The following is a 25,692-nucleotide window of genomic DNA, read 5'->3' as shown; positions in this document are numbered from 1 at the left end:
GGTGCGGAAAATGAAAATTTTTAAGGAAAACACAATCAAAAAAATAACCGGAGAAGACGTGTTTACAAGAATAGACAGAGAAATAAAAGCCGTAGGACAGATTAATGTGCTTTTTATGAAAGTTACTTCTGCTGCTGAGCTGCTTTCTACTTTTTCGCTTGTTCTCGGCTTTTCATTAATTCTTCTTTTGTTCTCTTTTATTTTTGTTCCTGTTTTGATGAAGCCTTTTTTAGTTCTTGCGCTTGGCATTCCTGTTATAATGTACTTAAGCTATAAGGACACTGTAAGCAAGTATAAAAAAAGGCTTATGGCAGACAATGAACTTCCTGCCATTCTTGAAACGTTTATATCAGGCCTTTCTGTAGGAATGCCTGTGGAGAACATAATGAGGTACATTGTAGAGAATAAAAAGGGGTACATGAAAGAAATAATACAGGAAGCACTGCACAAAGCCGATGCCGGCATACCTCTTTCTTTAAGCCTTGAAGAAGCAGCAGAAAAAAGCCTGAATAAGTATTTTCAGCGTGCCGTAAAAATACTCATAAAGACTTCAGAAACGTCTCAGGGGCTTGCAGAGCAGCTTGATGAACTTTTGAGAGACATTGAAGAAGACAGAATAAACGAAAAGACAGCAAAAGCATCCGTGCTTGACAATGTAATAGCAATTCCGGTGCTTATAGGTTTTTTCATTCCTCTTATTGTATTTGTAATTTTCCCGTTTATAGTAAGCTTTTCAAATATATTTGGAACTCATTAAAGGTATACCTTTCAAAAAGGTATGCCTTTTTTTTATTGAACGCCATTTTTAAGGAGGTGTTTTTATATGTACAATGAACCCACATTCAACATTTATAGGAAAGTGATGACAGTATTAACAAATTTAAAGAAAGACAGAAAGGGATTAAACGAGTACGTCGCAGTTGCATCACTCTTAGCACTCGTAGCAGGAATAGCAGTGCTTGTAATACCTAATGCAAGAACCACAATATCCAACCTCTGGAACAACACATTAAGCAGCATGTCGTCCTTGTTCCAGAGCGTTGCATCCGGGAAGTAAAACAAAGGATAGGGTGGGGGTATTCTTTCCCACTCTATTTTTATCAGGAGGTGATAAATTTTGCTTGTGCAGGCTAAAAGGCTTTTAAAAGACAGAAGAGGAATTTCTGAATACGTTGCAGCTGCCTCTTTAATACCAGTTCTTATGCTTTTATTTGCAATGGCCATCCAGCTCGTTGTCCTTGGAGTTTTGCAGCTTGCTGTAAATGAGGCAGCATTTGAAGCAGCCAGGTCAGCAGCAAGAAGTCCTACTCCCTATGCAACAGCAGTGCAGGCTGCCCAAAACTTTGCAAACGGGTTTATTCTGGGATGGAAAAGCAAGGTTCAGGTTACCATGGTGCAGACACCTAACAATCCCGGAGATCCGGTAACAGTTCAGGTTTCATTCCCTGTACCGCAGTTTTTCTCTGCACTTCAGGCCAAAACAGTTTATGGTTCAAGCACTCAAATATGGGAGGAAAGACCATGAAGAGTTTTTTAAAAGATAAAAGAGGCAATGGAATGCTTGTATTTTTCTTCCTTGTTTTCGTAATAGCATTGATGCTTTATATGTACCAGACCAATACTACCCGCCTTATTTTAGAACGAAGCTATTTGTACACAATTGCAGACGAGGCAGCAAATAAAGCAGCCTGGGAAATATATCAGTACCAGTCTCAAAATTTAAATACAACAGGACAAATAGATGTTAACCTGCTTCAGGCAGCAGCAAACAAAGCTGTAGAATTTTTTAAATCAAAAGGCTACACACTTCAGAATGCCTCTGCACATCTTGAAGGTAAATATTTAGTAATTACAGGAGACGTGGTAACAAAGTACAAAGAGCCTGTTTTGCCGGGAAAAAGGCAGGTTTTAGTAAGGTCAGGGTACTACACAAACAACTATTTACCTCAAACAGGCTACAATCAGTCGGTTAATGTATACGGAACGGGTCCCTGGGGAGTAATACAAAACTGGAAAGACAGTAACGCAAAATGGATCTGGGGTGTTGAAAATGTTGGTGCTTACTGGTTTAAGCAGAGCTTTACCCTTTCTAAACCTCAAACAGTAACTATAACTGCCACTGCGGATGACGTTTTTACCTTGTACGTTGATGGTAAACAGGTTCTAAGTGGTAACAACTGGCGAACAGGTTATTCTACAAGTATTTTTCTGCCAGCAGGTACTCATGAAGTGAAAGCATACGTGCAAAATCTATATCAGGGACAACCTGCTGCCAGTTTTTCTTTTACAACAAGCAGTAGAAAAGACAATCCCGGTGCATTTATAGCTTCAATAGCAGATTCAAACGGGAACGTGATTCTTCACACTGATGAAACGTGGCAGCTTTCTCAAGATGGGCAGGACTGGCAGGATGTCGGGATGATTGCTCCAAAGAATATGCCTCTTAACTATTCTTCTCTTCAGTGGGTTGACACGTCGCATTATGAACTGCGGGATGCCCAGCCGGGAAATAACTATGTAGTGTTTTCTATAGAAGGAAGAGCAGCGCTTAGAAAAATAAATAAATAGAAAGGAAGGGTGATGATAAAATGAAAAAATACGTAATTTATGCTTTAATAACAGTTCTGGCTTTGAGTCTAATAGGCTGCGGACAGACAAAAAAGATTGAGACACAAAAGTTGCAGGAAATAAAAGAGGTAAAAGGCAGTGAAGTAACAGTAGGCAGCCAAAAAGTAAATCTTAGTGATGTAGTTGTTGCAGTAGGTAATTCTTCAGATATTAAAAAAGGAAATAAAGCGTACGTTATCTCAGCAGGCGATAAAAAATATCTTGTAGTTTATACGGGCCACAAAGAAACAAAAGAAAAAGAAGGAACTGAAATAATAGATACTGTAAAAGAAGCAGGCAATGACGGAATTACATTGAGCAACGGTAAATTTTATTCTGCAACACCAAACACAACGGAGCAAACCATTGAAGACTTGAAAAGTATTAAAAAATACAATCCTGATGATTTTAAAGCAGGTGATGTTGTAAGAATGCTTGTAAAAGATGACAAAATAATCGCTGTTGTAAGATATTAACATCCTGCAGAGTGCTACCTTTTTGTAAGGAGGTGAGCTTTTTTGAAAAGGACAACTGCAGTAGCAATGATTGTTTTCCTGCTTTTATTCCCTGCAGCAGCTTTTGCAGATGCAAATCCTCCACCTGTACCTGACTCAAGCATTCAGAGTCCGAACTGGGCTAATTATATTCCTGCGAAAGGCAGTGGAATATCAGGTGCAGCGATTTTGCAGGACAATCCGACAAATCAAAGCCTAACAAGAGAATGGGTGCATGAAGGTGGATATGTTCCAGTAACAAAGCAGGTAGCGGTACCAAAAACAGTGTGGGTTCAGTCTCAGGAGTGGGTTCCGCCAAAGACACATCAGGAGTGGGTACCACCTGTAACCCGTCAGGTATGGGTGCCGGAAAAAGGGCACTGGGAGACACGTCAGGTGTGGCATGATGGGTATTGGAGCACAGAATCGGTTTGGGTGCCAGGACACTGGGAATATGAGACCTGGTGGGTACCCGGCATGTGGTACCATCCAGGTGGCTGGTATTATACTGACACTCCAGAAGGAGACCCCAGCGCTTATTACGTACCGGGCCATTGGCAGACTACAGGATACTGGATAGAAGGACACTGGGAAACACAGCAAGTATGGCATCCCGGATATTACACAACAGAGCAGGTATGGGTTGTAGATCAGCCGGGGCACTGGGAAACAGTTGTGGTACAGCCGGGTTACTGGAAAACAGTTGTAGACCAACCGGGATACTGGAAAGATACTTCACACTGGGAAACAACAGTAACGTATGAAACAGTTCAGGATGTACAATATACGGATTCACCACACTGGACAGATTATGAAAAGATAATACAGCAGTATCAGTTAAAAGATTAAGACTATGTTAATAACTTTATACTTATCCACAGGTTTATTAACAGCTTATTCACATGCAGCTAAAAGGAGTATAACGTTGGAACACGTTATACTCCTTTTTTGTATGCCTTTTACAAAAGAGAAAAGAAAGGAGATGATGCCTTTGAACCTTCTTATATCAAACAATCCAAAAACAATTGAGGCAGTAAAAAATAAGGAGTCCTGCGATGTTGCTTTATCTTTAGAATCTGCCTTAATAAGAGTAAAGCAGAAAAAATATGACGTAATAATAAATGACGGATTTAATGTTTCAGGAATTTTTGATAATGCAGTTAATGTTAAAGATTATTTAAAAAACACAACAAACGACAAAAAAATAAAAGTATTCAGGCAGGAAATAATTTCTGTCTGGAGCGTAAAAGGTGGAGTAGGCAGGACTACTACTGTTAAAAGGCTGATGGAAATGTTTGATAAAAACATAAAAATTCTTGTAATAGATTTCAATTTTCAGGATGGAGGCTCTGATTTAAGCTTTTTATTGGATTTGCCTGTTATTCCTCATATAGGAATGTATTTAAAAGAAAGGACAAAAGAAAGCTTTTTTAAGAATCTCATTGAATACAGCCCAAATATTTCAATCCTGCAGGCTCCTCCCGGATTGAGTTTTATAAAAGATATGACTCCTGAGGATGTAGAAAACATTATAAGATTTGCAAGAACTGCTTTTGACGTTATAATCTTCGACTTACCTAATAAAGTTGACGAAATTGTTAATACTGTTTTAGAAAACTCGACCAAGAAGATTATAGTATCATCCGGGCTTGTAAGTGAAGCAAGGCGAATAAAAGAACTGGATGAAGACTTTCTTGTCGTAATAAACTCTCCAAACAGGCAGTGGAAGCTTTACTACAAAGACTTTAACTGCATTACCATAAAAGAGCTTGAAAAAATCTTGGAAAGGTAGGCGAAGCAAAATGCATTCAATTACTCTAAGCCTTCCAGTAGTTGTACTGACAGCCTATGCAGCATGGACGGACTGCAAAAGAAAAGAAATAGACAACTGGGTTCCAGCTGCAATATTAACTTACGGAATAATTCTAAATGCTTTTTTAAATCCAGTAGGGTTTATAGAAAGTATTGTGTACATGCTTACTGCGTTTGCAATACTTTTTACAATATATATCATCACAAATGGGCAATTGGGAGGAGGTGATGTGAAGCTACTCACTGCACTAGCCTTCTTTTTTGGAAGCGATATTATGGTTTTACTTCTTATTGCTGGAATAACGGCAACTGCATATGGAGTATTTAAAGGAATTAAGGACAAAACCTATTTTAGGACAGAGGTAATTTTTGCGCCTTCAATTTTTGTTGCTGCTGTTTTAACTTCAATTTTAGCATCTTAAAAAAGTGAAAGGAGCTGATATTTGAATGAAGGTAACAAAAACTACGTTCAAAAAGTATGAAAGTGGCAGGTTAAAGGGCTTTGCGAGAGTAGTGTTTGATGATTCTTTCGCAATAGTTACTCGTGTGATACAGAGTAAAAACGGGTTAATTGTGGCACTTCCGGATCATGTTAACAAAGAGGGCAGGCGCTCTCTTGTGGCTTTCCCTTTAACTAGAGAGTTAAGACAGGAAATAGTAGAGAGTGTTATAAAAGCGTACAAAGAGGCGGAATAACCCGCCTCTTTATTATTGGAACAGATTTAAAGAGGGTGAGAAAATGTTAAAGAAATACAAAAACGGGGATAAAATGTACGTTCAGGGTATCCGTACATGGAAAGAGCTTGTCGCTGTTGTTATGAAAGCTAAGGAACAGGGGTACAGCTATATGGGCTATGACAATGTCAAAGGAATTGGGTTTGCTGCAGTGTTTAAGAAACAGACAAAAAGACAAATCAAAAACTAATACAACCTTCGGTTACTTCATGCGGAGTAATTTCCTCTCTTTTTTATCAATAAAAACTAGAAAGGAGAATGAACATGACAGATGCTATAAAACGTGAAAAGGATGCCAGACAGTTAATGTACATGTGTGAGGGTTAAAATCAAAAAATCACCGTAATACGGGTTATTTTTTTAAGGAAGGGGTTTTACATGGCAGATATGTATATTTGGATATACTTTTTGACACTAGCAGGATACATTACTGCAGGCTTTGTAAAAGGATGGGACACAGCTTATCTTACTGCAGGAATTATGTTTTTTGGGCTGCCATTGGTACTGCTGGCAGTTTTAATTATTTTTTTCTATCTTGGAAAGGCCATTGCAAAGAAAAGAGCAAAAAAGCTTTTAAAAAATCTCCAAATCAATATTGAGAAAATATACACACCAGAAAAGAGCTGGTACAGAGTTTATCACTGCAGGGTGATAAGTGAAAAAATTAATACAAGATGTTCAATAACATGCTGTACAGACTCAGATGAAGTTCATTCTGTTCGGCTATCGCCTGAATGGAGAAAGAAAAATGAAGATATTTACCAAAAATACGGCTGGGCAGTAGAAGAAATAATTGCTGATGCATTTAAGAAAGTCTAAGCAAGGGAAAGCGCAGTAAATAAGCTGAGAGGCAGGATAATACCTGCCTCTTTTTCATATAAAAACCCTTTAAAAGAAAGGAGGAGCTGTTTGAAGCTGTATACCGCAGTAACAAACACAACAAGTATCGAAGAACAACTAAGACAGCATCAAATGCGTGTTTCAAAAATATGTGAAAAAATTGCAAGAGTCCTAAACATGCCGTACAGCAGTCTACTGGAACTGCTGCTGGCAGCGCAGCTGCATGACATAGGAAAGCTGTGGATTCCCCAACAAATTCTTGATAAACCTGAAAAACTGAATGGAGAAGAAATGAAAATCGTCAAAAAACATGTCTTTTACGGGTATGAGTATATCAAAAGCAAAAAAATGAGCAGCAGCATTGCTGAAGCAGTCCTTTATCATCATGAACGTTTTGACGGGCAGGGTTACATAGGTTTAAGTGGCGAAAAAATCCCCTTATTTTCACGCATCATAACAGTGGCAGATGCTTTTGATGCAATGACAAATGACAGGCCTTATAGAAAGGCTTTGAGCTTTGAAGAAGCTTTGGAAGAAATAAAGAAAAATTCCGGAACACAATTTGATCCAGAAATTACAGACATTTTCATAGAATTGGAGGTATACAAAATCAACAAATGAGTATATAATCTTTATAGAACCGGAAAGAAGGTGCAAAAAATGACTCGTCCAACTAAATGTCCAAAATGCGGAGGAGAACTTGTAACTATATACAAAACATTTGAAGTAGACGGGCACAGAGCTGAAAATGTACCCGTCCTTACGTGCCCAAGATGCAGCATTTTTCTTCTGGATACACAGCTTTTTATAGACATAACAGAAAGGGCAGAAGACTTCAAAGACAAGGATCAGCTTCTGGAAGAGCTGAGAGAAATAAAAGAAGATGAAGAAATAAGGGACATACTAAAACAGTACACATTTCAGAACCATATAAAAGAGGTTTTAAATGAAAGAGGTATATCTTTGAGGCGCCTTGCAAACATGCTTGATGTATCCCCAAACTACATCCATATACTTACAAAAAATCAGTCAACAAGCATAAGAACAGCTTTAAAGATGGCCTACGCACTGGGAGTAGATGTAAACAGGCTTTATACTTTAAGAAGAATTGATGAGGAGTATAAAGAGCCCAGCAAAACTCTTTACACCAGAATTTCCAAAGAGGAAAGAGAACAGGATGAAAAAATAAAAGAAGAACTAAAGAAAATGAATGTAAAGCTGTATGTAGATGAGGTTTTGAAGAAAAAAGGTTTAAGAAGAACTCAGCTTGCTGCAAGGCTTGATATTAGCCCACAGGAAATGTACAACATAGTAAAAATAAGAAAAGGGAGTACAGGCATAGAAACTGCACTAAAAATGGCTTACGCTATTGGCGTTGATGTAAATGAACTATTTAGGTTGGAAGAGGTAGAAAAAGAGGTAGGAGAGTAAATCCTGCCTCTTTTAATTTTATTTATTGACGGTAGCAATAAATAAATGTATAATATTAAGTGAAGAAAGGGGATGTATAAAATGAGCCTTAACAAAGTCATGCTGGTAGGAAGGACAACAAAAGACTTGAAAAAACTTATAACTCCTTCCGGGCATCCTGTCGTTCATTTTTCACTTGCAGTAGACAGAAACTATACCAATAAGGAAGGTAATCGTGAAACAGACTTTATACCAGTTGTCGCATGGAACAGGCTTGCAGAAATACTGGAGCAGTATGCAGTAAAGGGTACTTTAGTCGCAGTTGTGGGCAGGTTGCAGACAAGAAGATATACAGATGGTAGTGGGAAAAATGTACGTATACTGGAGGTTGTTGCGGAGGAAATATCTTTGCTTGCAAGACCTAGAAATACAAGGCAGGAAGAACCTGCACCAGAACTGGAAGCTGCTGAAGAAAAAGCTGAGCCTGCAGAAGAAACAAACTTTGTTGATGAAGACTTTGAAGAAATCACAATAGAAGATCTGGAAAATCTTTTTACTGTTTAAAATTTTTTCATTTGAGGAGGGTTTTACACATGAACATTGGACTTGACTTGGGCTTTGGGTACGTAAAAGGAGTAAACAGCCAGAATAAAAGAATTATATTCCCTTCAATAGTGTCCATAGGCTTTGACAGACCGCTGGCAGGAATTTTTAACACAAATGACATAATAGAAAACCTGCACGTAAAAATAGTTGATAAAGACGGTGAAAATTCCTATTACGTAGGCAATCTTGCCAGGAGAGAAGGTTTTTCCAACTCGTTTGCGCTGGACATAGATAAATACACTGAACCGGAAGCTAAAGCACTGCTCTCAACAGCGATATTTCTTTTAACAATGAATGAAAATGAACCAATAAACCTTGTAACCGGTTTGCCTTTAAAGCAGTTTCAGGCATACAAAAAAGCTTTTGAAGAAGAGCTCAAAAACTACAAAGCACTGGTATCACTGCCGGAATACAGGCTGATGAAAACAGTAGAATTTGAGAAGGTTACTGTTTTCCCGCAGGCAGCGGGTGCAGTATATTACGCTCTGCTGGAGGATTTAGACAAATATCTTTTAAGCGATTCCTATATAGTGCTGATTGACATAGGTTTTAAAACTACAGATTATATTGTCTTTTTTGTAGAAGACAGGCCTTACTTCCTTGCAGACTTGTCAGGAACCATTGATGCAGGAATTTCAAAAATATTTACTGCAATGGAGCAAATATATACCGCAAAAACCGGATCCAACCTTGATACAGGAGATTTTATAACAATTTTAAACAAAGGAAGCATCTATTTTAAAGGTAAATACATTGATTTTACTGAAGAAATAACTGCATTAAAAAAAGAACTTGCAAAGCTGATAGAAAAGAGAATATATACAAGCTTAAAAGGAATACTTGACAAGGTAATGGTTATATTTGTTGCAGGTGGAGGAGGCGCTGATTTGTATCCCTACTTAAAAGATGTTCATACAAGTGTAGAATTAGTAAAAGATGCTCAATTTGCAAATGCGCTGGGCTTTTTAAAGGTAGCGGAGATACAAAAATAAAATCATAGGAAGGTGATAAAAAATGAATAAGTGGTTAGTGGATGATTGGGTAAACGAATGTGCTTTAAAACCAATAAAATATTTTACACCAACTGCAATAGAGAAAGATACAGGAATAAGCCTTGAAGAGGTATTCGAAAGATTGATGGAATTAGTTAATGATAATAAATTAGAATTGTATTGGCGCATTGTTTGTCCTGTTTGTTTTAGACAACTATATATATACAAAAGTACGGATCGAATTCCTCGTTATATAGATTGTGTGGAATGTGGAAAACAGCAAGTAACAGAGGATATGATTTTCCCTTTGTTTTCAATAAGCAATGAATATAGAGAACATATAAAATCTCTAAAAAAAACTTTCAATACGCTTGTTTATGCTCGTCTTCTTCAATGTTCAAAAACTAACCAATCATAATCTTTTAAATATATAATATTTCTGACGTCACCTGTAAGCCACATGTAATAAGGGTTTAAGCATATTTTTTTTAAAACTGACGTCAGTCCACTCACAAAAATGACGTCAGCCTTAAATACTTGCAATATCTATGTTTTAAATGAGCATTTTTAAAAAGTGACGTCAGTTTAATATTTTGCTACATCTGTACTGACGTCACTTTTGATGTTTTTATCCTTCAAAGCCTTTAATACTGCTGCTTGCGGGCGACGTCACTTGTTAAAAATTCTATGCCATACTGCAAGGGGTTGAAATTTTATGAACAAATATACCTTCCGTGTCAAAAACAGTGATTCAGAAATTCTTGCAGCACTCTCATCCCTGCAGGGAAAAGAGAGAGGAGATTTTATAAGAGAAGCTCTGCGGTTTTATATAAACAATAAAGATATGGTACAGCAGATACTGAACAGCATAAAAGAAATTCAAGAAGCAGTAAAGAGGCAGTCAGCAGACATTGCAGAAATAAAAGAAATGATTAAGACCCAGCCGGTAGTCGCAGGTTTGAATAAAAATACCGTACTGTTAGAATCTGATAAAAACAATAAAAAGAAAAACAATGAAGAAATCCTGAGAGGACTGGTGAATGACTTCCTCAATATGTGAGCATTCATCAGTCTTTTTTTATTGGGTATTGCAACTTTTAACAGAACAAAGCCAATACATTATGTGAAATAAAAGAGAGGTGTAATACGATGGTAAAAAGAAAGGAACAGAAAAGAAGACTGAACGTTCGTGTAGACGTTGACTCACCTATCTGGAATGAAAGAAACATGAGCGAAACCACAAGAAAAGCACTGGATTTTTACTACACATTCTGGGGCAGAACTGTTTTTGCTTTAAACAAAATAGAATTTTTGTTAGATAAAATTGAAAAGATGGAAAGGAGTGGTTTTTATGGAGAAAGAGATGGCAGGTAAAGTAGAAGTCGAAGCAAAACATCTTCTAAACGCATACGGTGCCATTGAAAAAGCAAGAAGAGAGCTTTACTGGGCACTGAACTACCAGATAAGAGCAGGAGAAAAACCCAACAATCTTCTGTCTTCAGACAACGTAGAAGTGGAAATTCTGGATAATGGTAAAGTCGTGAAGTTAACTGTGATGGACTACCCTGCAAGACTGCAATCAACAAAAAATGAAGAAAAAGAAAGATGGATAAACAATGTGATGTTTGCTTTGAAAAACGTAAAGGACAAAATCTCATTTGACCGCATTTTTGTTTTTGTCAAATTTTATTTCCCTGTTTCAAATGTGGATGTAGATAACCGTGATATAAAACCCATAATAGACGGAATAAAATACAGCAGAATAGTTGCAGATGATAATTACAGATATGTTTCTTATGGGTTTAACGCTAACTTCAGTGACAGCCCAAGAACAGAAATCTATATCATTGATTATAAAGTTTTTCCAAAAAAATTGCATGAAATTCTCAATGAGACGTAAGTTTTACCTGTCCTTTTTTGAACCCAAAAATACCCTTAAAAACTCCTATTTTTATATCTCAAAAATAACTATAAAAAGACAGGTATGCCAAAAGACAGGTATTAAAACATGTAAATTTACTGTAAAATTAGCGCTTTAAAAAAACAGTATGAGGGCAGAAAATAATCAATGGAACTTTTTAAAATCGTTTTTCATCCAACCCCCTAATACTTCAATTATTTTTTTTATTAAGATTAGCATTAGGTAGCCGTCCGAAGGACGGCTACCAAAGTTTAGTGCAGTAAAAGGACAGCACTAAATAGAAAGAACTGTACTAACAGGATAGAACAGCACAATCTAAAAGGCTCTGCAGGTTTAGTGCAGTAGGAAAAAGTTATAATGTAAAGGGGCAGTTTATAAAAGGTTATCTGCACCGCCATGGTTAGAACCGCAGGGCAGGAGAAAGCAGTATCAATGTTGCAGTGGCAAAAGCTCTGGTTACGCAAGACGGCATTGCAGGAAGGTTTTGCAGGTTTAAGGCAGTAAGAGAGAAAGGCAAAATGGAGAGCACTTTTCCATCCCACAGTTAAAGCAAAGGAGAAGGCACATAAATGTTTTTGGCAGAGGGAAAGAGACACAATCATAGAAGTTTTTGCTAACACGGCAGAAAGAACACAAACAGGAAGGTTCAGCAGGTTTTAGGCAGTGGCAGGAAGTTTTCACCGAAGGAGAAGGTGCAAAAACACAGCACATGAATATTCAGTAAAGTACAGCAGAAGAAAGACAGGCTTTTCAAAGGCCTTATAAGGCTTTGATTCAGCTTTTTGGCTTTTTGCTTTCTTTTTTTAGACGTGCCTGGAATGTATTTGCAATAGTTCATAAAACCTTGAGGTGATGTTTATGAAGGAAGAAGTGTACAGGGAAATAGGCAGGCGGTTGTGGGAATTACGCAGACAGAGAGGTTTTACTCGAGAACAGGCTGCAAGGTATCTGGGAATCAGTCAAAAGCAGCTCGCACGTTATGAAAAAGGCAGAGAAAAAATCAGTACGGACGTTTTAGAACGACTGGCCGGATTATATGGTTGTGATTATAAGTATTTGCTGGATGATAATGAAAGTTCAAGTGAACAGATTGCAGTAAACTTTGGAACATATAAAATCTCTGATGAGGATTTAGAAGTTATTGCATTTGCCAATCAATTTGTCATGAATTTAAATACAATGTATAACATGGATGAAGAGCTTAAAATGAACCACAATTTAACAAATATATCAAGCATTTAACACAAGTTTTATAGAACTTTTTCAAAAAAAATAAGCAAAATTACACAACTCACAAAAAAGTTGTTTGCATTTTAAAAAAAAAGTACCGTCACAAGACTTTGTTAAAAATTTAACGAAACTTATTTAAAACCGGAAAGGAGAGTGCCAAATGCCTGTAAATGTAGAATTAACAGAACGTGACAAAAAGCTTTTAGAGATGCTTGCGGAATTGAGCATGATAAAGGTAGAAAACCTGTCGCACATATACGAAACAAAGGCATACTACTTAAAAAGGATAGCCCTATTAAGAAAAGCCCACTACGTAAGGAGACTGAAAGGGTACGTAATGCTGGGCTCAAAAGGAATAGAGTACGTGAGAAGCATAGGCTTAAAGAGGAAAGGGATTCCTACAGCACATGGGCAGAAAGAACGTGTACAGAGAATAAGCGACCTTTACTTTGACTTTTTAGGAACGGACTGGACTTTTGTGGACAGCCGTAAAATAAAAGAGCAGAAGCCTTCAATATACAGGAGCAGCATTTTTCTAGGCTTTTTAATAGGACGTACAGAGTACGCAGTGTACAGCATAGGGAAAGAACCCAGTAAAGAGAAAATAGACGCTGTAAAAAGCGAACAGGAAAAACTGCACAAGTTGGGCATATACAGGAGCATAGTGTTTTACGAAAGTCCAGAAGCAAGGAAAAGATACGGCGTAGAAGGACTGGGATTAAAGGAGCAGCTGTTACTGCCGTATCCGTACGGAGTAGAGCTTTTAAAAGAGCATGGACGCAGGAACTTGATAGAAGAAGCAGCCGTAAAGGTTTACGGAAGCAGCCTAAAAGAGCCGAACTGGAAAGAAGCAGACTTTAGTATAGGGGATAAAGAGGTTGTGGTATTAATCTTAAACGACATAGAAAAAGCAGCAAAAATAAAGAACTATCTAATACTTGCACAGTACAGATATACAAAAATGACAGAAATAGAAATATTATGCCTGGAGGGACAGGAAGAAATGTTCAAAGAAATGTTCCCGGAGTGCAGTATAAGGACAATAAAAGCAGAAGAGATATTATAATGTTAAGTAAATTTTCAGAAAAGTCGTACAGTATTATAAAAAAGGAGTGATAGGAATGACAAAACTGAACTTTTTAAATAAAGAAAGTGAAGCGTTTAAGGCCGTAAGAAAAATAGTAAATAAATATGATCCTTTAGGCATATTAAGCGCAAATGCTGATATAGAAGAAGACGACGAATATGACAGCGAAGTAGTAGAAATAATAAACCGGTGCTGGTATCTGGATGAAGATAAAACAGAGCTGGCGTATAAAGCAATAAAAAGTGTTTTTGAATACTGGTTCTGGGACGGCTGCTGCAAAGGAGCAGAATTGATGGACGTGGCGGTAGAAATAGTAGACGTGCTAAAAAGGCTCAGAAGGGAGCTGATAAAATGAACTTTAAAGACTTTTCTTTTTCCAATGAAGGCCCACAAAGTACCACAGCCAAGATTTTACTGGGCACAGCAGTGTTCCTTTTATACGCTTTTCTTACAGCATGGCTTTTTGTACCTCTAATCAAAACGTTCCAGCTTTTATCACAGCTAAACCCACAAACCAGCTCAAAAATAGACTTCACTCCCATAAAACAGATGTACACAAACCCACTGCTGAGCTTAAAAGAGCTCACAAACCCGGCAACATTAAAGGCCTATCTTATCTTCCTGTTAATCTCCATACCAGCAATAGCAGTATTAGTAATACTTGCCAGAGCAACAGACTACAGAACACAGGGTGTAAAATACCTGAGAGATGACGGAACACACGGAACAGCAAACTGGATGACAGTGCAAGAAGCGAAAAAAATACTGGGCATAGGCACAAACAAAGGATTAATACTGGGCAGGATAGGCAGTAAAGTAGTTACACTTCCACCTGACAGCTTTTTAAACAGAAATGTGGCAATATTCGGATCCCCTGGCTCAATGAAATCAAGAGCATATATAAGAACAAACATACTGCAGCTGGCAAAGGAAGGACAGAGCATGGTAATAACGGATCCCAAAGGAGAAATATTCAGAGACATGGCAGAGTTTCTAAAAAACAGAGGATATACTATAAAAGTCTTCAACCTTGTAAACATGAAGCACTCTGACAGATGGAACCCAATTGAAACCATACAGGACGACATAGACGCACAGCTCTTTGTAGAAGTAATCATAAGCAACACAAAAGTAGCGACAACAAAATCGGGCGATCCCTTCTGGGACAGGGCAGAGCAGAACCTGTTAAAAGCACTTGCCTTATACGTAGCAATGGAATATCCGGAGCATGAAAGAAACCTTGCAAGCGTATACTCACTTCTGGCAAGTGCAGAGCCAAGGGCAGTGGACTCCGTCTTTAAAACTTTACCTAACAGCCACCCGGCAAAAATGCCTTACAACATTTATGCGCAGGCAAACGAAACAGTCAGAACAGGTATTATAATAGGTCTGGGTACAAGACTCCAGGTATTCCAGAACAAGATGGTACAGAAAATCACAGAAACAAGCGACATAGATTTAGAACTTCCAGGCAGAGAAAAATGCGCATACTTCTGCATATCAAGCGACACAGACTCAACATTTGACTTTTTGGCAGGCCTGTTTTTCTCATTCCTCTTCATAAAGCTCACAAGATACGCAGATATGAACGGAGGAACACTGAACCCAAACGTATACTTCCTGCTGGACGAATTCCCCAACATAGGCGCTGTACCTGACTTCACCAAAAAGATAAGCACAATGCGCTCAAGAGGGATACACTCAAGCGTAGTATTTCAAAACATATCGCAGCTCAAAAACAGGTATCCGAATGATGCCTGGCAGGAAATCATAGGCAACTGCGACACGAGGCTGTTTTTAGGCTGCACGGACGTTGCAACAGCTCAGTTTGTATCAGATTTACTTGGACAGGCTACAGTCGAAGCAAGAACGTTCAGAAAACACGCAGGCTTAGAAGGCCTTTTTGATTTTGGGGACATATCACTGAACACGCAGAAAAGGCCTCTTCTTACTCCGGACGAAATACTGAGGCTCGACCACAGAAACGCAATAGTGATATTGAGAGGCCAGAAACCTCTAATGGTAGAAAAGATGGATTATATAAAGCATCCGCTGTCAAAAGAAATCAGGCCTGTACCAATTACTGAATATATACCTGAATGGGCAAAAGAAGAAACAAGAGAACCTGAACCCAAACCTGTAGATGAACTTAAAAATGAGCTTAAAAAAGAACACAAAAATGAATCTGCAAGCAAACCTATAAGTGAGCCTGCAGAAACAGTTGAAAATAACAGGAAACCTGCTGGCAGTATAAAAGACAGAGAAGAGCCTTCTGAAAATATTGCTGCGGAAGAAGTATTCTTCATATCAAGCACATTCAGTACATCAGAGAACGGGCAGTTAAAAATAAATGAGACAGACAATATCAAAGAGCCCAGTGCTGAAAAAGAAAAAACAAAAGGCGAAAAGAATAAAAAACAATTCTGGTAAAAGGAGGTTTTTTAACATTGAAAATGATAAGTACCAATCTTTTAAGAGAGCACCCAAGGAACAAAGAATTCTTTGACGACATACAGGGACAGGCATGGCAGGATTTTTTAGAAAGCATAAAGACAAGCGGAATAATAACCCCTCTAATTGTAACCAGAAATGAAGACGAGACCTATACAGTAATATCAGGCTCACAAAGGCTAAGAGCTGCAAAAGAGCTGGGAATCGAAGAAGTGCCGTGTGAAGTAAGAACGTACAAAGACAGAGACGGGATAACAAAAGAAGACTGGATATTGAAAGACTTGATAGAAACAAACTTGAGGCAGAGGGGTAAGGGCAATCTGAATGATTTAAAACTTGCAAGGTGTCTCGTAGAACTTATGAGAATATACGGTATCAGAAGAGGTGGGGATAGGAAAAGTGAATTGGTAAATTCTTCATATCAAACGGACAAAATGTCCGATTCGACTGTAGAATTTTCTCAATCATACCTAGCCGAATTAATAGGTATTTCTGAAAGGCAGTTAAGACGTATTACCAGGCTAAATAATTTAATCCCCGAAATACAGCAGCTGATAGATGAAGGAAAGCTTTCAACAACAGAAGGTGTGCAGCTTGCAGCACTTGACGAAGAGGTGCAAAGAAAGCTCTATTACGCTTTAGGTGAAGACATAAACAAAATGACAGCACAGCAGATAAGAAAAATCAAAGAAGAATCAGAAGAAAGCATAAAAGAGCTTGTAGACGAAATAAACAGCCTGCGCAGAGAACTTCAATCCAGAGAGTATACGCTGAAGCTGAAAGAAGAAGAAATTTCAAAGAAAGAAAGCTTAATAAAGCAGTACGAAACAGCAATAAAGTTCAATGACGAAAAAATAAAAAGACTGGAAAACGGAGTGATAAAGACGGTAGAAGTAATCCCTGATAACATAAAAAAGGAGTTAGAGAAGCTGAAAAAAGAGCAGGTAGAAGCTGAAGAAAAGCTAAACCTATTGCAGCAGGAGCTTGAAAGAACAAAAAGAGAATACGAAGAGCTGAAACTGCAAGCCACATCTGATGAAAAAGCAAAAAAAATTATAGACGAAATCAACAGGCTGAATGACAGAATATCCACTTTCAGAGAAATAGCATCCTGCAGCAGTGAAGTAAGGGAACAGCTTAAAAATTCCATATTAAGCCTTAAAAAGAGCCTGGAAAATGCACTGGGCTCTTTTTAAAATAAAAAAAAACTAAAATGAAAGGAGAAGGTAAAAATGACAGAAGCATGGCAGGACATTTATGCCTCAAGGCAGTCAAACAAAATTCTAACAGGTACCTTAAGCGCAATAGAAAGCCAGGAAGATAAAAACTTTGCAGTCATATTCTACGACGGAGTAAAAGTAATAATACCTTTTGAAGAAATGGGAATCGAAAACATAAACAAAACAATTGTACGCTCAATGATAGGCGCTGAAATAGACTTTGTAGTACGTGGAATAGACACAGAAAAAGAAATAGCAATTGCCTCAAGAAAATTCGCAATGAACTTAAGGAAAAAATACGAACTTCCAAAGCATGAAGAAGGAGACGTAATACTTGCCCGCATCGTTGCAATAGGCAAAAACCATGCCATTGCAGAAGTATATGGAATAGAAACCAAGGTACCAAAAGAAGAGATAGGATACGGCTATATAGACAGAATAAACGACCTTCTGCAGGTTGGAGACAGAGTACCGGCCAAAATAACAAAACTGGACATAGAAAACAGCGTAGTAGAAATCTCAATAAAGCAGACAAAGCCAAATCCATTTGAGCAGGTAGATACAAAATACAAAAAAGGAGGAGAATATTTAGGCACTGTAACAGGCTCACAGCCCTATGGATACTTCGTCAACCTTGAACCCGGAATAGATGTATTATGTCCCAATCCTTACTGGAAAACAAAAATAGAAAAAGGCGACAAAGTTACAGTGCGCATAACAAGAATAGACCACAAAAAGCAAAGAATAACAGGCGTTTTAAAAAGGCTTGTCAGAAAAGCGCAGTAGACAGGGCAGGAAGGGTTTATCCTGCCCCTGTTATTCGGCTGTTTGTGGTAAACGTTTAAAGGAATATCAAAAGAGCTGTTTACAGAACAATATTTTTGAACTTGTTTAAAAAAGAGTTTACTTTTTTAAAAAAGAAGATATACTATATACCGAACAGGCAGTACCTCAGCATAAAATATTTCTAATAAGAGCCGTTCTTCTCCCCTTTTGCGGGTAAAGGAGAAGTTGCTGAAAGATCTGCCCGGCATGGCGCTCAAGGCCGTAAAAAGCAGCGCCAAAAATTACAAAACACCTGCAGCGATTTTTGGCTATAAAAAATGATATTAAAAAGCACAAAAAATGTGAATAAAAGATTTGTCAATATTTTTGAAAGTATGTATACATCTTTTTATATTTCCGTAACAATGTTATAATTAAAAGAAAAGAAGGAATAATAAAAATTGGTGGTGATAGAAATGTCAAAAGCGCTTAATGACAGGCTGGATGATATTATATATGAAAAAGTAAAAATGATGCCAAAAGATGAACAAAAAGAAGTCCTGGATTTTGTAGAATATTTGATACAAAAAAGGCTAAAGATTGTAAAAGATATGTTTGAAATAACAAAAGAAACTAAGCGGGTATTAGAATCACACGGCTACTCAGAAGATAATATTTCTGAACTTGTAAAAGAAATAAGGGAAACTAATGATTAGGGCTGTAATTGATACAAATGTATTTGTATCAATTTTGTTTGGCAGTCCTATCATGAAAGAACTTCTTGAGTACTGTGCAATGTATAAATTTACATGGGTTATATCCGAAGATATATATTCTGAATATAAAAGAGTTATAGAGTATAAAAAGTTCAATTTCCGCAAAGAAATTAAACAAAAACTGCTTTATTTTATCGAAGAACTTGCAGAATTTGTTCATGTTTCAAGTAATGTAACAGTATCAAGAGACAAGGATGATAATAAATTCATTAATTGTGCAATAGATGGAAATTGTAATTTTATAGTATCTGGTGACAAAGATTTGTTAGAAATCAAAGAATACGGTGGAATACGTATTGTAACAGTAAAAGAATTTTTGGAAATTATTAAAAATAAAAATTGAAAAACAATTAAAATGTGGAATTAAGGTATATTCAAAGCTTTTAAAAAGCCTTTGAATATACCTTTTTTATTTTTACAAAGCAGAACAAACGGAACAAAAATACAGGCAGACAGAAGAATCCTGAGCAGGAGCTTTTCCCTTCTGTTTTTTGTACATAGGGTTTCATCTCAGCGTAAAACACCTCTCCTGCAGAATCCGTACCCCTTCCGTCTGCGGTGCAGGAGAGAGTAAAGAAGGGGTTGCTGGGAGAGACTCACGGCACAATACCCTCTGCCGTAAAAAGCGGTATTAAAAAATGTCTGAAACGTACAGAGCCTTTCTCTGTACGTTTTTTTAATATAAAAATCAAAAAAAGGAGGAATATGTATGCCAATTAAAGGATTAACAGAAAAAAGAAGCCTGGCCCGGATAGGGAAAATTCATCTGGGCATAAAGCAGAAAGGGAAAGGAGGGAATCTCTATCCTACAGCAACAGACTATTTTGTGGTCTATGAGGATGGGAATACGGCTCCGGAGATTGTAGCAAAATTCAAAGCGCTTTATGGAGAAAAACCGAAAGAGATTGACATCATATTCCCTGTAAACGACCCGGAAGTATTTTTCCCGCAGTGGCTTAAAAGATATGGAAACAACAGGCTTTTATGCAAAGGCGACGGAGAAACAGCTCTCGAAACCAACACACAAACAGGGGAAATAAGGCAGATTGAGTGCAAATACAGAAACTGCCCGTACTACCAGAAAGGGCAGTGCAGGGAAGTAGGGAATTTACTATTCTACGTACAGGGAATACCAGAGGGAGTTTTCCAGATTGATACTAGCTCCATAAACAGCATTAAAAAGATAAACACAGCTATAGACATAATAAAATCTGCAAACGGAGGCAAAATAGCCGGAATACCACTTAAGCTGGCACTTGTCCCTATGAAAGTGCTGGCAGACGGCAAATATAACAAAACAGTATATATATTACATCTCTACCAGCCAAACGCAGCGGTAAACCCGCCAGCAGCCGATGAAGAAAAAGACATAGAAGACATAATAAATGAAGCAATGGACGAAGTAGAAAACGAGGATTTTACATTCCCTCCAGAAGAGGAAATAGACGACGTACCGGAAGACCTATTCCCTGAGGAAGTGCAAAACGACAACAGCAAGTATGGACCTCTGGAAGTTACTGCTGTCAAAGGCTTTTTCGACAAGACAGGCAAGACTATATACGTTGCATCTTTGAGTGATACAAAAGGTAACCAGCATACAATGGTTGTTCCAGAGGAGTTCAAAGAGATGAAAAACGCAATAATAAAGAACTACACACTTAAAGAAACAAAAGTAGGAAATAAACAGCTGGAAGAAGTTATAGACTACGAAATGGTAATGTAAAAAAGAGGGGAGCAGTTCCCCTCTTTTAATTAAAAAAATGAAGGAGGAAGTCTTATGAGTCTAAAAGAAATAGAAAGCAAGCTCAGACGTGCCTATTCACTTCCCATAGAAGAACAACGGAAGTATCATGAACAGATCTGGAATCTTGAGAAGGAGAAATTTTACTCATTGGTTCCAGACTGGGATGACGAGGCTGTAATGCAGTACCTACAAAACTTTAGAGACAAATTAACCCGAATTTTTAAAGGAGAGAAAGTAGGCCTGCTCTGGGCCGTAGAAAACGCTCCAGAGCTTGATAAAAAATATCAGGACTGCATGATAGACATAGATGAAGCCATTAAGATACGCAGCAGAGGTGCGCTCTTCATGGCACTAAAAAATTATGAAGCAGTCCTGAAAGACATTTATTTAGCCTATAAAGAAAGCCAAAAAGTAAAGGAGGGATAAATTTATGCATGGGACAATTATCCAGTTAGAAGAGAAACCTTTGAGATTTGAAGAAGACTTTATCTGCGAAGAAGATTTTTATGACGATTTTGTAGGGGTTATAGCAGATTACGTGAGCGATGACGTAGACAGAGCCGAAGAAATTCAATATTTTGTCGAAGAATTAAAGGAATTTGGGATAGTATACAACGAAAAAGAACAGTCTATTACTTTCCTTGAAGGCTTTAAGGATAAGTATTTTGCAGCAAAATTTTTTAAATTAAAAGAAGCTGTAGAAAATCTTAGTTTTGAAGACTTTGTAAAAGACACTTACAAGGTATGGGAAATACAAAACCTGATCAATAAGAAATATGGAACATATATTCACATTAAAGGAGAATGGATGACGTTAGACACATTTGTCCGCTATGTTTTAAAGGAAGGAATAAAATACTACATTGGTTCTGTCCTGGATTACCATTTTTAAGGAGAAAGCACGCCTTTGAGGTATCAGGGGCGTGCTTTTAACTTCCAAAAAATAAAGGAGGAGGAAGGACAAAATGATTAAAAGGAAAATCACGTTAACTTTAGAAGTAAATTTTGACAAAAGGGACATTAAAGATTTTGGTTATAATCCTGAAAATGAAGAAAATATTGATCGTTTTTGTAAAGACAGCATAAGGGCTATCTACTTTGACAGAGATCTAATACTTTTTGACTTATTCATGTCAAAAGCAAATTTAGAAGATATAAAAATCGAAAAAAGAAGGGGGAAAACAAGATGATAATAAAATCGATAACCTTAAAAAACTTCAAGAGTCATAAAAATACAATTATTAATTTCAATGATAAAAACACCGTAATCTATGGAGACAACGGAACTGGGAAAACTTCAATAGGAGAAGCAATAGCATGGTGCCTGACAGGGGCAAACCTGTTTGGTACAGAAAATGTAACAAACAAATTAGTAACTATAGGGAAAAATGAAATGTCCGTAACCTTAGTTATAGAAAAAGATGGAAAAGAATACGAAATAACCCGTTCAAAAAAGAAGAACGAAATAGAAATAACCATAAACGGTGTTAAGTCTACACAAATTGATCTGTATACTCAGTTCGTACAGGACAAGGACATATTCTTCACTGTATTCAACCCTCTATACTTTACAACTCTTGCTCCAAGAGATGCCAAGGCCATTCTCTACAAAGTTTTGCCGGAGGTTTCCAACGAAGAAGTTTTCGAAAAACTTTCTCCAGAAGTAGCAGAAACTTTAAAGAAAAACGGATTTAATAATGCAAACACCTTCATTGAAAAGCAGCGGGAAATTCTAAAAGACTGGGAAGACGGGCTTTTAAAATCTGAAGGGAATATAGAGATATTGAGACAGATAATAAATGCAAAGATTCCCGAAATGAAAAGCTTTGATGAAACACAGTTAAAAGAGCTGGAAAAGAAACTAATGGAGTTCCAGAAAAATCAAAACATAGAAATAGAAAAGGAGCTTGCAATACTGAAAGAACAATACAAAAACCCACCGATAGAGAAACCTCAGTTAAAAGACACAAGCATCCTGCAGAAAACCAGAGAAGAACTGCTGCAGGAATACAAACAAATTCAAGAGCAAATCAAAAACCTTAAACCACAGTACATCACCTGTAATAAATGTGGCAATAAAATAGATGTTACTGCAAAAGAAAAGCAGCTTTTACTGGCAAAGCTGCAGGAGATAAAAGAAAAAGGCACAAAAACTGCTGCAGAGTTGAAGGCTGTTATCGAAGAAAACGAAAAGGCAGAAAAAGAGTTTAAAGAAAAAGTAAACAAATACAGAAAAGCCCTTGAGATAAAAATCAAGAGACTAGAAAATGCACTAAATACAAATGCAAACAAAGAACAAATACAGCAAATAATGCAGCAAATAGAAAGGCTCAGATTTGAAGAAAGAGAAGTAATAAGCCACAACGAAAGTGTCAAAGCATTGCTCAGACAGAAAGAAGAAGCAAAAAAGAAGCTGAAAGAAGTAGAAGAAGATATAAAACTGGCCGAACAGCAAATAAACGAAGTAAAAACTTTGATAGAATATGCAAAAGCATTCAATGCCAAAAAATTAGAACTAGAAGCAACAGAGATAAATAAATACCTGAACAAAGTATCACTTCAGCTCTGGAAAATTGTTCAGAGCACAGGAGAAATTAAAGACGACTTCAAAATTCTCTACGATGGAAAAGAATTTAACATACTTTCCTACTCTGAACGAATTAAGGCAGGCCTTGAAATTGCAAACCTGATAATGGGTCTAACAAAAATAAAATTCCCAATTTTTATAGACAATGCAGAAAGCATTACAGAATATACTGCACCAAACACACAAATACTTGAGTCCATAGTAAAAAAAGGAACAAAAAAACTAGAAATAAAAACTGGCAGGAGTTAATCTCCTGCTGGTTTATTTTTAAAATATAGATGTTGTTTTGCAAAAAAAAAGAGTTATAATAAAAGGAGGAGAACAAAAAATGGTGGTGAGAATCATGGATAACTTACTCAAAAATAAAGTAAAAGAAATTATTGAGAACCTTCAAGAAGAAGAACTTGCAGAGGTTATTGATTTTATAGAATATTTAAGGTTTAAAGAAGAAAAAGAAGAAAATGAAATCCTTAATGATGTAGAATTAATAGAATCGATAAAAAGAGGTCTTAAAGACATAGAAAATGGCGATGTATACGACTTTGAGGACGTGTTCAAAAATGTATAAGGTTAAACTTGCAAAAGAAGCTGTTAAGTTTACAGAAAAGTGTAACAGCAATACAAAAGAGAAAATTAAAGAGGCAATTGAAAAAATTGCCCAATCTCCTTATGTTGGTAAAAATATCAAAAAACTTAAAGATAAGTTTCCACCTCTGTATAGATATAGGGTTGGAAATATAAGGATTATCTATCAAATTCAAAAAGGAGAAAAGATCATTTTTATTGTTACTATCGGATATCGTGGAGATGTATATAAATAGAAACAGGGCTTAAGGCGGGAAGTTAAAAACTCCCGCCTTTTTATTTTTTAAATTAAAAACGATAAAAGATAAAAAAACATTTTACCTTTTCCTTTTGTACATAGAGCCCAGCCTAACATAAAAGCACAATAAACTGTTCCCTCTCCGTTATGCGTTAAGAGAGGGTTGTTAGGCAGGCTCACGACATGGCGTCCTCTGTCGATAAAAACGGCGCTAAAAAAATACGAACAGGGACAATTAAAAGCTCCTGTTTTTTTAATTTTAAAAATTTAAGGAGGGATCTTATGAGACTTTACGAGAACAGTAAAGCAGAAAAAATTTTCTTAGTGCTTCTAAAATGGGGTCCTTTTAGAGAAACATTCCAGATAATGTATGATTTTAGAAAAACACTTACAGTACTTACAGACCAAGATGAAAGCAGTAAACCTAAGGAGGATTTTTTAGAAGACTTCTGGGACTTTGTTGCTGAAAACTTAAAAACCTATAAAAGTAAAGGAGGAACAGGAGCATGAGCAAAGTCCACGAAATCGTACTTGAAAAAATTCTTCAACAGTTAGAAAGAGGAGAAATACCATGGAAAAAGGGTTGGACAGAAAATCCTCCCATAAATTATATCACCAGGAAACCTTACACAGGAATAAACGTACTGCTGTTAAAAGGTGGAGAATATCTCACCTTCAAGCAGATACAGCAGCTTGGGGGCAAAATAAAGAAAGGAGCAAAATCCGAAATAGTAGTATTTTTTAAGCCTTACACCAAAATAGTCGAAGAAGTAGATTCAGAAACAGGCGAAGTTGTAGAGAAAGAAAAAGAATTGCTCGTTTTAAGGTATTATCACGTATTTCACATAAACGATACAGAAGGAATTCCTTCCAAACTAAAAAAGGTAGAACATAATCCACTGCAGGAAGCTGAAAAAATTATAGCAGGATACAAAAATGCCCCCAAAATAACCCATGATAACCCAAATGAAGCATACTACAACGCAGCAAAAGATCTAATCAACATACCAGATAAAGGTTTTTTTTACAGCATACACGAATACTATTCTACGTTGTTCCATGAACTTATTCACTCCACCGGCCATCCAAAGCGCTTAAACAGGTTCAAAGAAAATGAAAAAAGTGCTTTTGATGCAAATTCTTACTCCTTAGAGGAACTGGTTGCAGAAATAGGCGCAGCAATGCTCTCTCAATATGCAGGGATTATGGAAAAAACAGTGGAAAACAATGCAGCATACATTCAGTCATGGTTAAAGCAGCTGCAGAACAATAAAATGATGATCTTTAAAGCAGCTGCGAAAGCACAGCAGGCAGTAGACTACATCACTTTAAAAAAAGAGGAGTTATTATGCTATTAAATTTTCCCCAAGACAAATATAAATTTTACAAAGACAAAAGTTAAAAAGATTACGTGGAGAAGGCTAGTTGCGCCTTCTCTTTTTGTACATAGAGCTTTATCCTGACGTAAAAGAGCTCCTGCAGACACCGTACCTCTCCCACTATGCGGGGCAGGAGAAAAATAAAGGAGAGGTTGTCAGGAAAAGCTCACGGCACTGTACCCTCTGCCGTAAAAAGCGGTACAAAAAGGACTT

Annotated in this window: 36 protein-coding genes; all 36 read left to right on the top strand. The window is 37.1% G+C overall.

Features of this window, described 5'->3' with window-relative positions; translation table 11 throughout:
* Positions 1-10 precede the first annotated feature (10 nt).
* A complete protein-coding gene (locus TTE_RS09900; RefSeq protein ID WP_011026178.1) occupies positions 11-757 on the top strand; it encodes a type II secretion system F family protein in 747 nt (248 codons plus the stop codon).
* A gap of 66 nt (positions 758-823) precedes the next feature.
* On the top strand, positions 824-1,057 hold the full coding sequence (locus TTE_RS09895; protein ID WP_041587197.1) for a hypothetical protein: 234 nt from the start codon (positions 824-826) through the stop codon (positions 1,055-1,057).
* A 60-nt stretch (positions 1,058-1,117) separates the two neighbouring features.
* Complete coding sequence (locus TTE_RS09890; RefSeq protein WP_011026176.1) at positions 1,118-1,525, top strand: hypothetical protein; 408 nt, start codon at positions 1,118-1,120, stop codon at positions 1,523-1,525.
* A complete protein-coding gene (locus TTE_RS09885; RefSeq protein ID WP_041587196.1) occupies positions 1,522-2,568 on the top strand; it encodes a hypothetical protein in 1,047 nt (348 codons plus the stop codon). Before TTE_RS09890 ends, TTE_RS09885 begins: the two co-directional genes overlap by 4 nt.
* Before the next feature lie 20 nt (positions 2,569-2,588).
* Positions 2,589-3,083, top strand: a complete 495-nt coding sequence (locus tag TTE_RS09880) for a hypothetical protein (protein ID WP_011026174.1) — start codon at positions 2,589-2,591, stop codon at positions 3,081-3,083.
* Between the two features lie 42 nt (positions 3,084-3,125).
* Complete coding sequence (locus TTE_RS09875) at positions 3,126-3,950, top strand: YXWGXW repeat-containing protein (protein WP_011026173.1); 825 nt, start codon at positions 3,126-3,128, stop codon at positions 3,948-3,950.
* A gap of 136 nt (positions 3,951-4,086) precedes the next feature.
* Complete coding sequence (locus TTE_RS09870; protein ID WP_041587348.1) at positions 4,087-4,893, top strand: AAA family ATPase; 807 nt, start codon at positions 4,087-4,089, stop codon at positions 4,891-4,893.
* A 10-nt stretch (positions 4,894-4,903) separates the two neighbouring features.
* Entirely contained in the window at positions 4,904-5,335 is a 432-nt protein-coding gene (locus tag TTE_RS13325) for a prepilin peptidase (protein ID WP_011026171.1), read from the top strand.
* 25 nt (positions 5,336-5,360) lie between these two features.
* Entirely contained in the window at positions 5,361-5,609 is a 249-nt protein-coding gene (locus TTE_RS09860) for a SpoVG family protein (RefSeq protein WP_011026170.1), read from the top strand.
* Between the two features lie 43 nt (positions 5,610-5,652).
* The gene (locus TTE_RS09855; protein ID WP_011026169.1) at positions 5,653-5,838 is read left to right on the top strand and encodes a hypothetical protein; all 186 of its coding nucleotides are present in this window, start codon (positions 5,653-5,655) and stop codon (positions 5,836-5,838) included.
* Between the two features lie 188 nt (positions 5,839-6,026).
* Positions 6,027-6,467, top strand: a complete 441-nt coding sequence (locus TTE_RS09850) for a hypothetical protein (RefSeq protein ID WP_011026168.1) — start codon at positions 6,027-6,029, stop codon at positions 6,465-6,467.
* 90 nt (positions 6,468-6,557) lie between these two features.
* Positions 6,558-7,109 carry an HD-GYP domain-containing protein gene (locus TTE_RS09845; RefSeq protein WP_011026167.1) on the top strand — a complete coding sequence of 184 codons (552 nt, stop codon included), beginning with the start codon at positions 6,558-6,560 and terminating at the stop codon, positions 7,107-7,109.
* Positions 7,110-7,148: 39 nt separating this feature from the next.
* Positions 7,149-7,919, top strand: a complete 771-nt coding sequence (locus TTE_RS09840; protein WP_011026166.1) for a helix-turn-helix domain-containing protein — start codon at positions 7,149-7,151, stop codon at positions 7,917-7,919.
* 81 nt (positions 7,920-8,000) lie between these two features.
* Positions 8,001-8,462: a single-stranded DNA-binding protein gene (locus TTE_RS09835; protein ID WP_011026165.1), complete on the top strand. Its 462-nt coding sequence runs from the start codon at positions 8,001-8,003 to the stop codon at positions 8,460-8,462.
* A gap of 29 nt (positions 8,463-8,491) precedes the next feature.
* Complete coding sequence (locus TTE_RS09830) at positions 8,492-9,496, top strand: ParM/StbA family protein (RefSeq protein WP_011026164.1); 1,005 nt, start codon at positions 8,492-8,494, stop codon at positions 9,494-9,496.
* Between the two features lie 22 nt (positions 9,497-9,518).
* Positions 9,519-9,914 (top strand): hypothetical protein, encoded by a 396-nt coding sequence (locus tag TTE_RS09825; protein WP_011026163.1) that lies wholly within the window; start codon positions 9,519-9,521, stop codon positions 9,912-9,914.
* A gap of 297 nt (positions 9,915-10,211) precedes the next feature.
* Positions 10,212-10,556, top strand: coding sequence for a hypothetical protein (locus tag TTE_RS09820; RefSeq protein WP_011026162.1), 345 nt, complete (start codon positions 10,212-10,214; stop codon positions 10,554-10,556).
* 89 nt (positions 10,557-10,645) lie between these two features.
* Positions 10,646-10,870, top strand: a complete 225-nt coding sequence (locus TTE_RS09815) for a hypothetical protein (RefSeq protein WP_011026161.1) — start codon at positions 10,646-10,648, stop codon at positions 10,868-10,870.
* Positions 10,848-11,396, top strand: coding sequence for a hypothetical protein (locus TTE_RS09810; RefSeq protein ID WP_011026160.1), 549 nt, complete (start codon positions 10,848-10,850; stop codon positions 11,394-11,396). Before TTE_RS09815 ends, TTE_RS09810 begins: the two co-directional genes overlap by 23 nt.
* Before the next feature lie 879 nt (positions 11,397-12,275).
* Positions 12,276-12,659 carry a helix-turn-helix domain-containing protein gene (locus TTE_RS09805; RefSeq protein WP_011026159.1) on the top strand — a complete coding sequence of 128 codons (384 nt, stop codon included), beginning with the start codon at positions 12,276-12,278 and terminating at the stop codon, positions 12,657-12,659.
* 148 nt (positions 12,660-12,807) lie between these two features.
* On the top strand, positions 12,808-13,713 hold the full coding sequence (locus TTE_RS13320; protein ID WP_011026158.1) for a hypothetical protein: 906 nt from the start codon (positions 12,808-12,810) through the stop codon (positions 13,711-13,713).
* Between the two features lie 55 nt (positions 13,714-13,768).
* Positions 13,769-14,089, top strand: a complete 321-nt coding sequence (locus tag TTE_RS09795) for a hypothetical protein (RefSeq protein WP_011026157.1) — start codon at positions 13,769-13,771, stop codon at positions 14,087-14,089.
* The gene (locus TTE_RS09790; protein ID WP_081427421.1) at positions 14,086-16,164 is read left to right on the top strand and encodes a VirD4-like conjugal transfer protein, CD1115 family; all 2,079 of its coding nucleotides are present in this window, start codon (positions 14,086-14,088) and stop codon (positions 16,162-16,164) included. Before TTE_RS09795 ends, TTE_RS09790 begins: the two co-directional genes overlap by 4 nt.
* A 23-nt stretch (positions 16,165-16,187) precedes the next feature.
* Entirely contained in the window at positions 16,188-17,381 is a 1,194-nt protein-coding gene (locus tag TTE_RS09785; RefSeq protein WP_226990201.1) for a ParB/RepB/Spo0J family partition protein, read from the top strand.
* Positions 17,382-17,417: 36 nt separating this feature from the next.
* Entirely contained in the window at positions 17,418-18,191 is a 774-nt protein-coding gene (locus tag TTE_RS09780; RefSeq protein WP_011026154.1) for a S1 RNA-binding domain-containing protein, read from the top strand.
* A 455-nt stretch (positions 18,192-18,646) separates the two neighbouring features.
* Entirely contained in the window at positions 18,647-18,886 is a 240-nt protein-coding gene (locus TTE_RS09775) for a DUF2281 domain-containing protein (RefSeq protein ID WP_081427420.1), read from the top strand.
* On the top strand, positions 18,879-19,289 hold the full coding sequence (locus TTE_RS09770; RefSeq protein WP_011026152.1) for a putative toxin-antitoxin system toxin component, PIN family: 411 nt from the start codon (positions 18,879-18,881) through the stop codon (positions 19,287-19,289). Before TTE_RS09775 ends, TTE_RS09770 begins: the two co-directional genes overlap by 8 nt.
* Before the next feature lie 366 nt (positions 19,290-19,655).
* Entirely contained in the window at positions 19,656-20,669 is a 1,014-nt protein-coding gene (locus tag TTE_RS09765) for a hypothetical protein (RefSeq protein ID WP_011026150.1), read from the top strand.
* 54 nt (positions 20,670-20,723) lie between these two features.
* On the top strand, positions 20,724-21,116 hold the full coding sequence (locus tag TTE_RS09760) for a hypothetical protein (RefSeq protein ID WP_011026149.1): 393 nt from the start codon (positions 20,724-20,726) through the stop codon (positions 21,114-21,116).
* Between the two features lie 4 nt (positions 21,117-21,120).
* Positions 21,121-21,582: a hypothetical protein gene (locus TTE_RS09755; RefSeq protein ID WP_011026148.1), complete on the top strand. Its 462-nt coding sequence runs from the start codon at positions 21,121-21,123 to the stop codon at positions 21,580-21,582.
* 73 nt (positions 21,583-21,655) lie between these two features.
* The gene (locus TTE_RS09750; protein WP_011026147.1) at positions 21,656-21,880 is read left to right on the top strand and encodes a hypothetical protein; all 225 of its coding nucleotides are present in this window, start codon (positions 21,656-21,658) and stop codon (positions 21,878-21,880) included.
* Positions 21,877-23,526: an AAA family ATPase gene (locus tag TTE_RS09745; RefSeq protein WP_011026146.1), complete on the top strand. Its 1,650-nt coding sequence runs from the start codon at positions 21,877-21,879 to the stop codon at positions 23,524-23,526. The genes TTE_RS09750 and TTE_RS09745 overlap by 4 nt, the downstream gene beginning before the upstream one ends.
* 79 nt (positions 23,527-23,605) lie before the next feature.
* Complete coding sequence (locus TTE_RS09740) at positions 23,606-23,845, top strand: hypothetical protein (protein WP_011026145.1); 240 nt, start codon at positions 23,606-23,608, stop codon at positions 23,843-23,845.
* Entirely contained in the window at positions 23,838-24,098 is a 261-nt protein-coding gene (locus TTE_RS09735) for a type II toxin-antitoxin system RelE family toxin (RefSeq protein ID WP_041587195.1), read from the top strand. Before TTE_RS09740 ends, TTE_RS09735 begins: the two co-directional genes overlap by 8 nt.
* Before the next feature lie 284 nt (positions 24,099-24,382).
* A complete protein-coding gene (locus TTE_RS09730) occupies positions 24,383-24,610 on the top strand; it encodes a hypothetical protein (RefSeq protein ID WP_041587194.1) in 228 nt (75 codons plus the stop codon).
* On the top strand, positions 24,607-25,458 hold the full coding sequence (locus tag TTE_RS09725) for an ArdC family protein (RefSeq protein ID WP_011026142.1): 852 nt from the start codon (positions 24,607-24,609) through the stop codon (positions 25,456-25,458). The genes TTE_RS09730 and TTE_RS09725 overlap by 4 nt, the downstream gene beginning before the upstream one ends.
* Positions 25,459-25,692: the final 234 nt, after the last annotated feature.

The sequence above is a fragment of the Caldanaerobacter subterraneus subsp. tengcongensis MB4 genome (assembly GCF_000007085.1).
Classification (GTDB): domain Bacteria; phylum Bacillota; class Thermoanaerobacteria; order Thermoanaerobacterales; family Thermoanaerobacteraceae; genus Thermoanaerobacter; species Thermoanaerobacter subterraneus.
The sequence above is the reverse complement of the archived record's forward strand: the minus strand, read 5'-3'. Positions and strand labels throughout refer to the sequence as shown.

Bases quoted from the DNA above. Each gene is read 5' to 3' on its own strand.
- TTE_RS09880 (WP_011026174.1), top strand. From the start codon at position 2,589: ATGAAAAAATACGTAATTTATGCTTTAATAACAGTTCTGGCTTTGAGT.
- TTE_RS09870 (WP_041587348.1), top strand. From the start codon at position 4,087: ATGCCTTTGAACCTTCTTATATCAAACAATCCAAAAACAATTGAGGCA.
- TTE_RS09785 (WP_226990201.1), top strand. From the start codon at position 16,188: ATGATAAGTACCAATCTTTTAAGAGAGCACCCAAGGAACAAAGAATTC.
- TTE_RS09840 (WP_011026166.1), top strand. From the start codon at position 7,149: ATGACTCGTCCAACTAAATGTCCAAAATGCGGAGGAGAACTTGTAACT.
- TTE_RS09900 (WP_011026178.1), top strand. From the start codon at position 11: ATGAAAATTTTTAAGGAAAACACAATCAAAAAAATAACCGGAGAAGAC.
- TTE_RS09860 (WP_011026170.1), top strand. From the start codon at position 5,361: ATGAAGGTAACAAAAACTACGTTCAAAAAGTATGAAAGTGGCAGGTTA.
- TTE_RS13325 (WP_011026171.1), top strand. From the start codon at position 4,904: ATGCATTCAATTACTCTAAGCCTTCCAGTAGTTGTACTGACAGCCTAT.
- TTE_RS09815 (WP_011026161.1), top strand. From the start codon at position 10,646: ATGGTAAAAAGAAAGGAACAGAAAAGAAGACTGAACGTTCGTGTAGAC.
- TTE_RS09895 (WP_041587197.1), top strand. From the start codon at position 824: ATGTACAATGAACCCACATTCAACATTTATAGGAAAGTGATGACAGTA.
- TTE_RS09795 (WP_011026157.1), top strand. From the start codon at position 13,769: ATGACAAAACTGAACTTTTTAAATAAAGAAAGTGAAGCGTTTAAGGCC.
- TTE_RS09735 (WP_041587195.1), top strand. From the start codon at position 23,838: ATGTATAAGGTTAAACTTGCAAAAGAAGCTGTTAAGTTTACAGAAAAG.
- TTE_RS09790 (WP_081427421.1), top strand. From the start codon at position 14,086: ATGAACTTTAAAGACTTTTCTTTTTCCAATGAAGGCCCACAAAGTACC.
- TTE_RS09820 (WP_011026162.1), top strand. From the start codon at position 10,212: ATGAACAAATATACCTTCCGTGTCAAAAACAGTGATTCAGAAATTCTT.
- TTE_RS09855 (WP_011026169.1), top strand. From the start codon at position 5,653: ATGTTAAAGAAATACAAAAACGGGGATAAAATGTACGTTCAGGGTATC.
- TTE_RS09825 (WP_011026163.1), top strand. From the start codon at position 9,519: ATGAATAAGTGGTTAGTGGATGATTGGGTAAACGAATGTGCTTTAAAA.
- TTE_RS09780 (WP_011026154.1), top strand. From the start codon at position 17,418: ATGACAGAAGCATGGCAGGACATTTATGCCTCAAGGCAGTCAAACAAA.
- TTE_RS09730 (WP_041587194.1), top strand. From the start codon at position 24,383: ATGAGACTTTACGAGAACAGTAAAGCAGAAAAAATTTTCTTAGTGCTT.
- TTE_RS09745 (WP_011026146.1), top strand. From the start codon at position 21,877: ATGATAATAAAATCGATAACCTTAAAAAACTTCAAGAGTCATAAAAAT.
- TTE_RS09760 (WP_011026149.1), top strand. From the start codon at position 20,724: ATGAGTCTAAAAGAAATAGAAAGCAAGCTCAGACGTGCCTATTCACTT.
- TTE_RS09850 (WP_011026168.1), top strand. From the start codon at position 6,027: ATGGCAGATATGTATATTTGGATATACTTTTTGACACTAGCAGGATAC.
- TTE_RS09835 (WP_011026165.1), top strand. From the start codon at position 8,001: ATGAGCCTTAACAAAGTCATGCTGGTAGGAAGGACAACAAAAGACTTG.
- TTE_RS09830 (WP_011026164.1), top strand. From the start codon at position 8,492: ATGAACATTGGACTTGACTTGGGCTTTGGGTACGTAAAAGGAGTAAAC.
- TTE_RS13320 (WP_011026158.1), top strand. From the start codon at position 12,808: ATGCCTGTAAATGTAGAATTAACAGAACGTGACAAAAAGCTTTTAGAG.
- TTE_RS09725 (WP_011026142.1), top strand. From the start codon at position 24,607: ATGAGCAAAGTCCACGAAATCGTACTTGAAAAAATTCTTCAACAGTTA.
- TTE_RS09775 (WP_081427420.1), top strand. From the start codon at position 18,647: ATGTCAAAAGCGCTTAATGACAGGCTGGATGATATTATATATGAAAAA.
- TTE_RS09755 (WP_011026148.1), top strand. From the start codon at position 21,121: ATGCATGGGACAATTATCCAGTTAGAAGAGAAACCTTTGAGATTTGAA.
- TTE_RS09765 (WP_011026150.1), top strand. From the start codon at position 19,656: ATGCCAATTAAAGGATTAACAGAAAAAAGAAGCCTGGCCCGGATAGGG.
- TTE_RS09750 (WP_011026147.1), top strand. From the start codon at position 21,656: ATGATTAAAAGGAAAATCACGTTAACTTTAGAAGTAAATTTTGACAAA.
- TTE_RS09805 (WP_011026159.1), top strand. From the start codon at position 12,276: ATGAAGGAAGAAGTGTACAGGGAAATAGGCAGGCGGTTGTGGGAATTA.
- TTE_RS09885 (WP_041587196.1), top strand. From the start codon at position 1,522: ATGAAGAGTTTTTTAAAAGATAAAAGAGGCAATGGAATGCTTGTATTT.
- TTE_RS09740 (WP_011026145.1), top strand. From the start codon at position 23,606: ATGGTGGTGAGAATCATGGATAACTTACTCAAAAATAAAGTAAAAGAA.
- TTE_RS09770 (WP_011026152.1), top strand. From the start codon at position 18,879: ATGATTAGGGCTGTAATTGATACAAATGTATTTGTATCAATTTTGTTT.
- TTE_RS09810 (WP_011026160.1), top strand. From the start codon at position 10,848: ATGGAGAAAGAGATGGCAGGTAAAGTAGAAGTCGAAGCAAAACATCTT.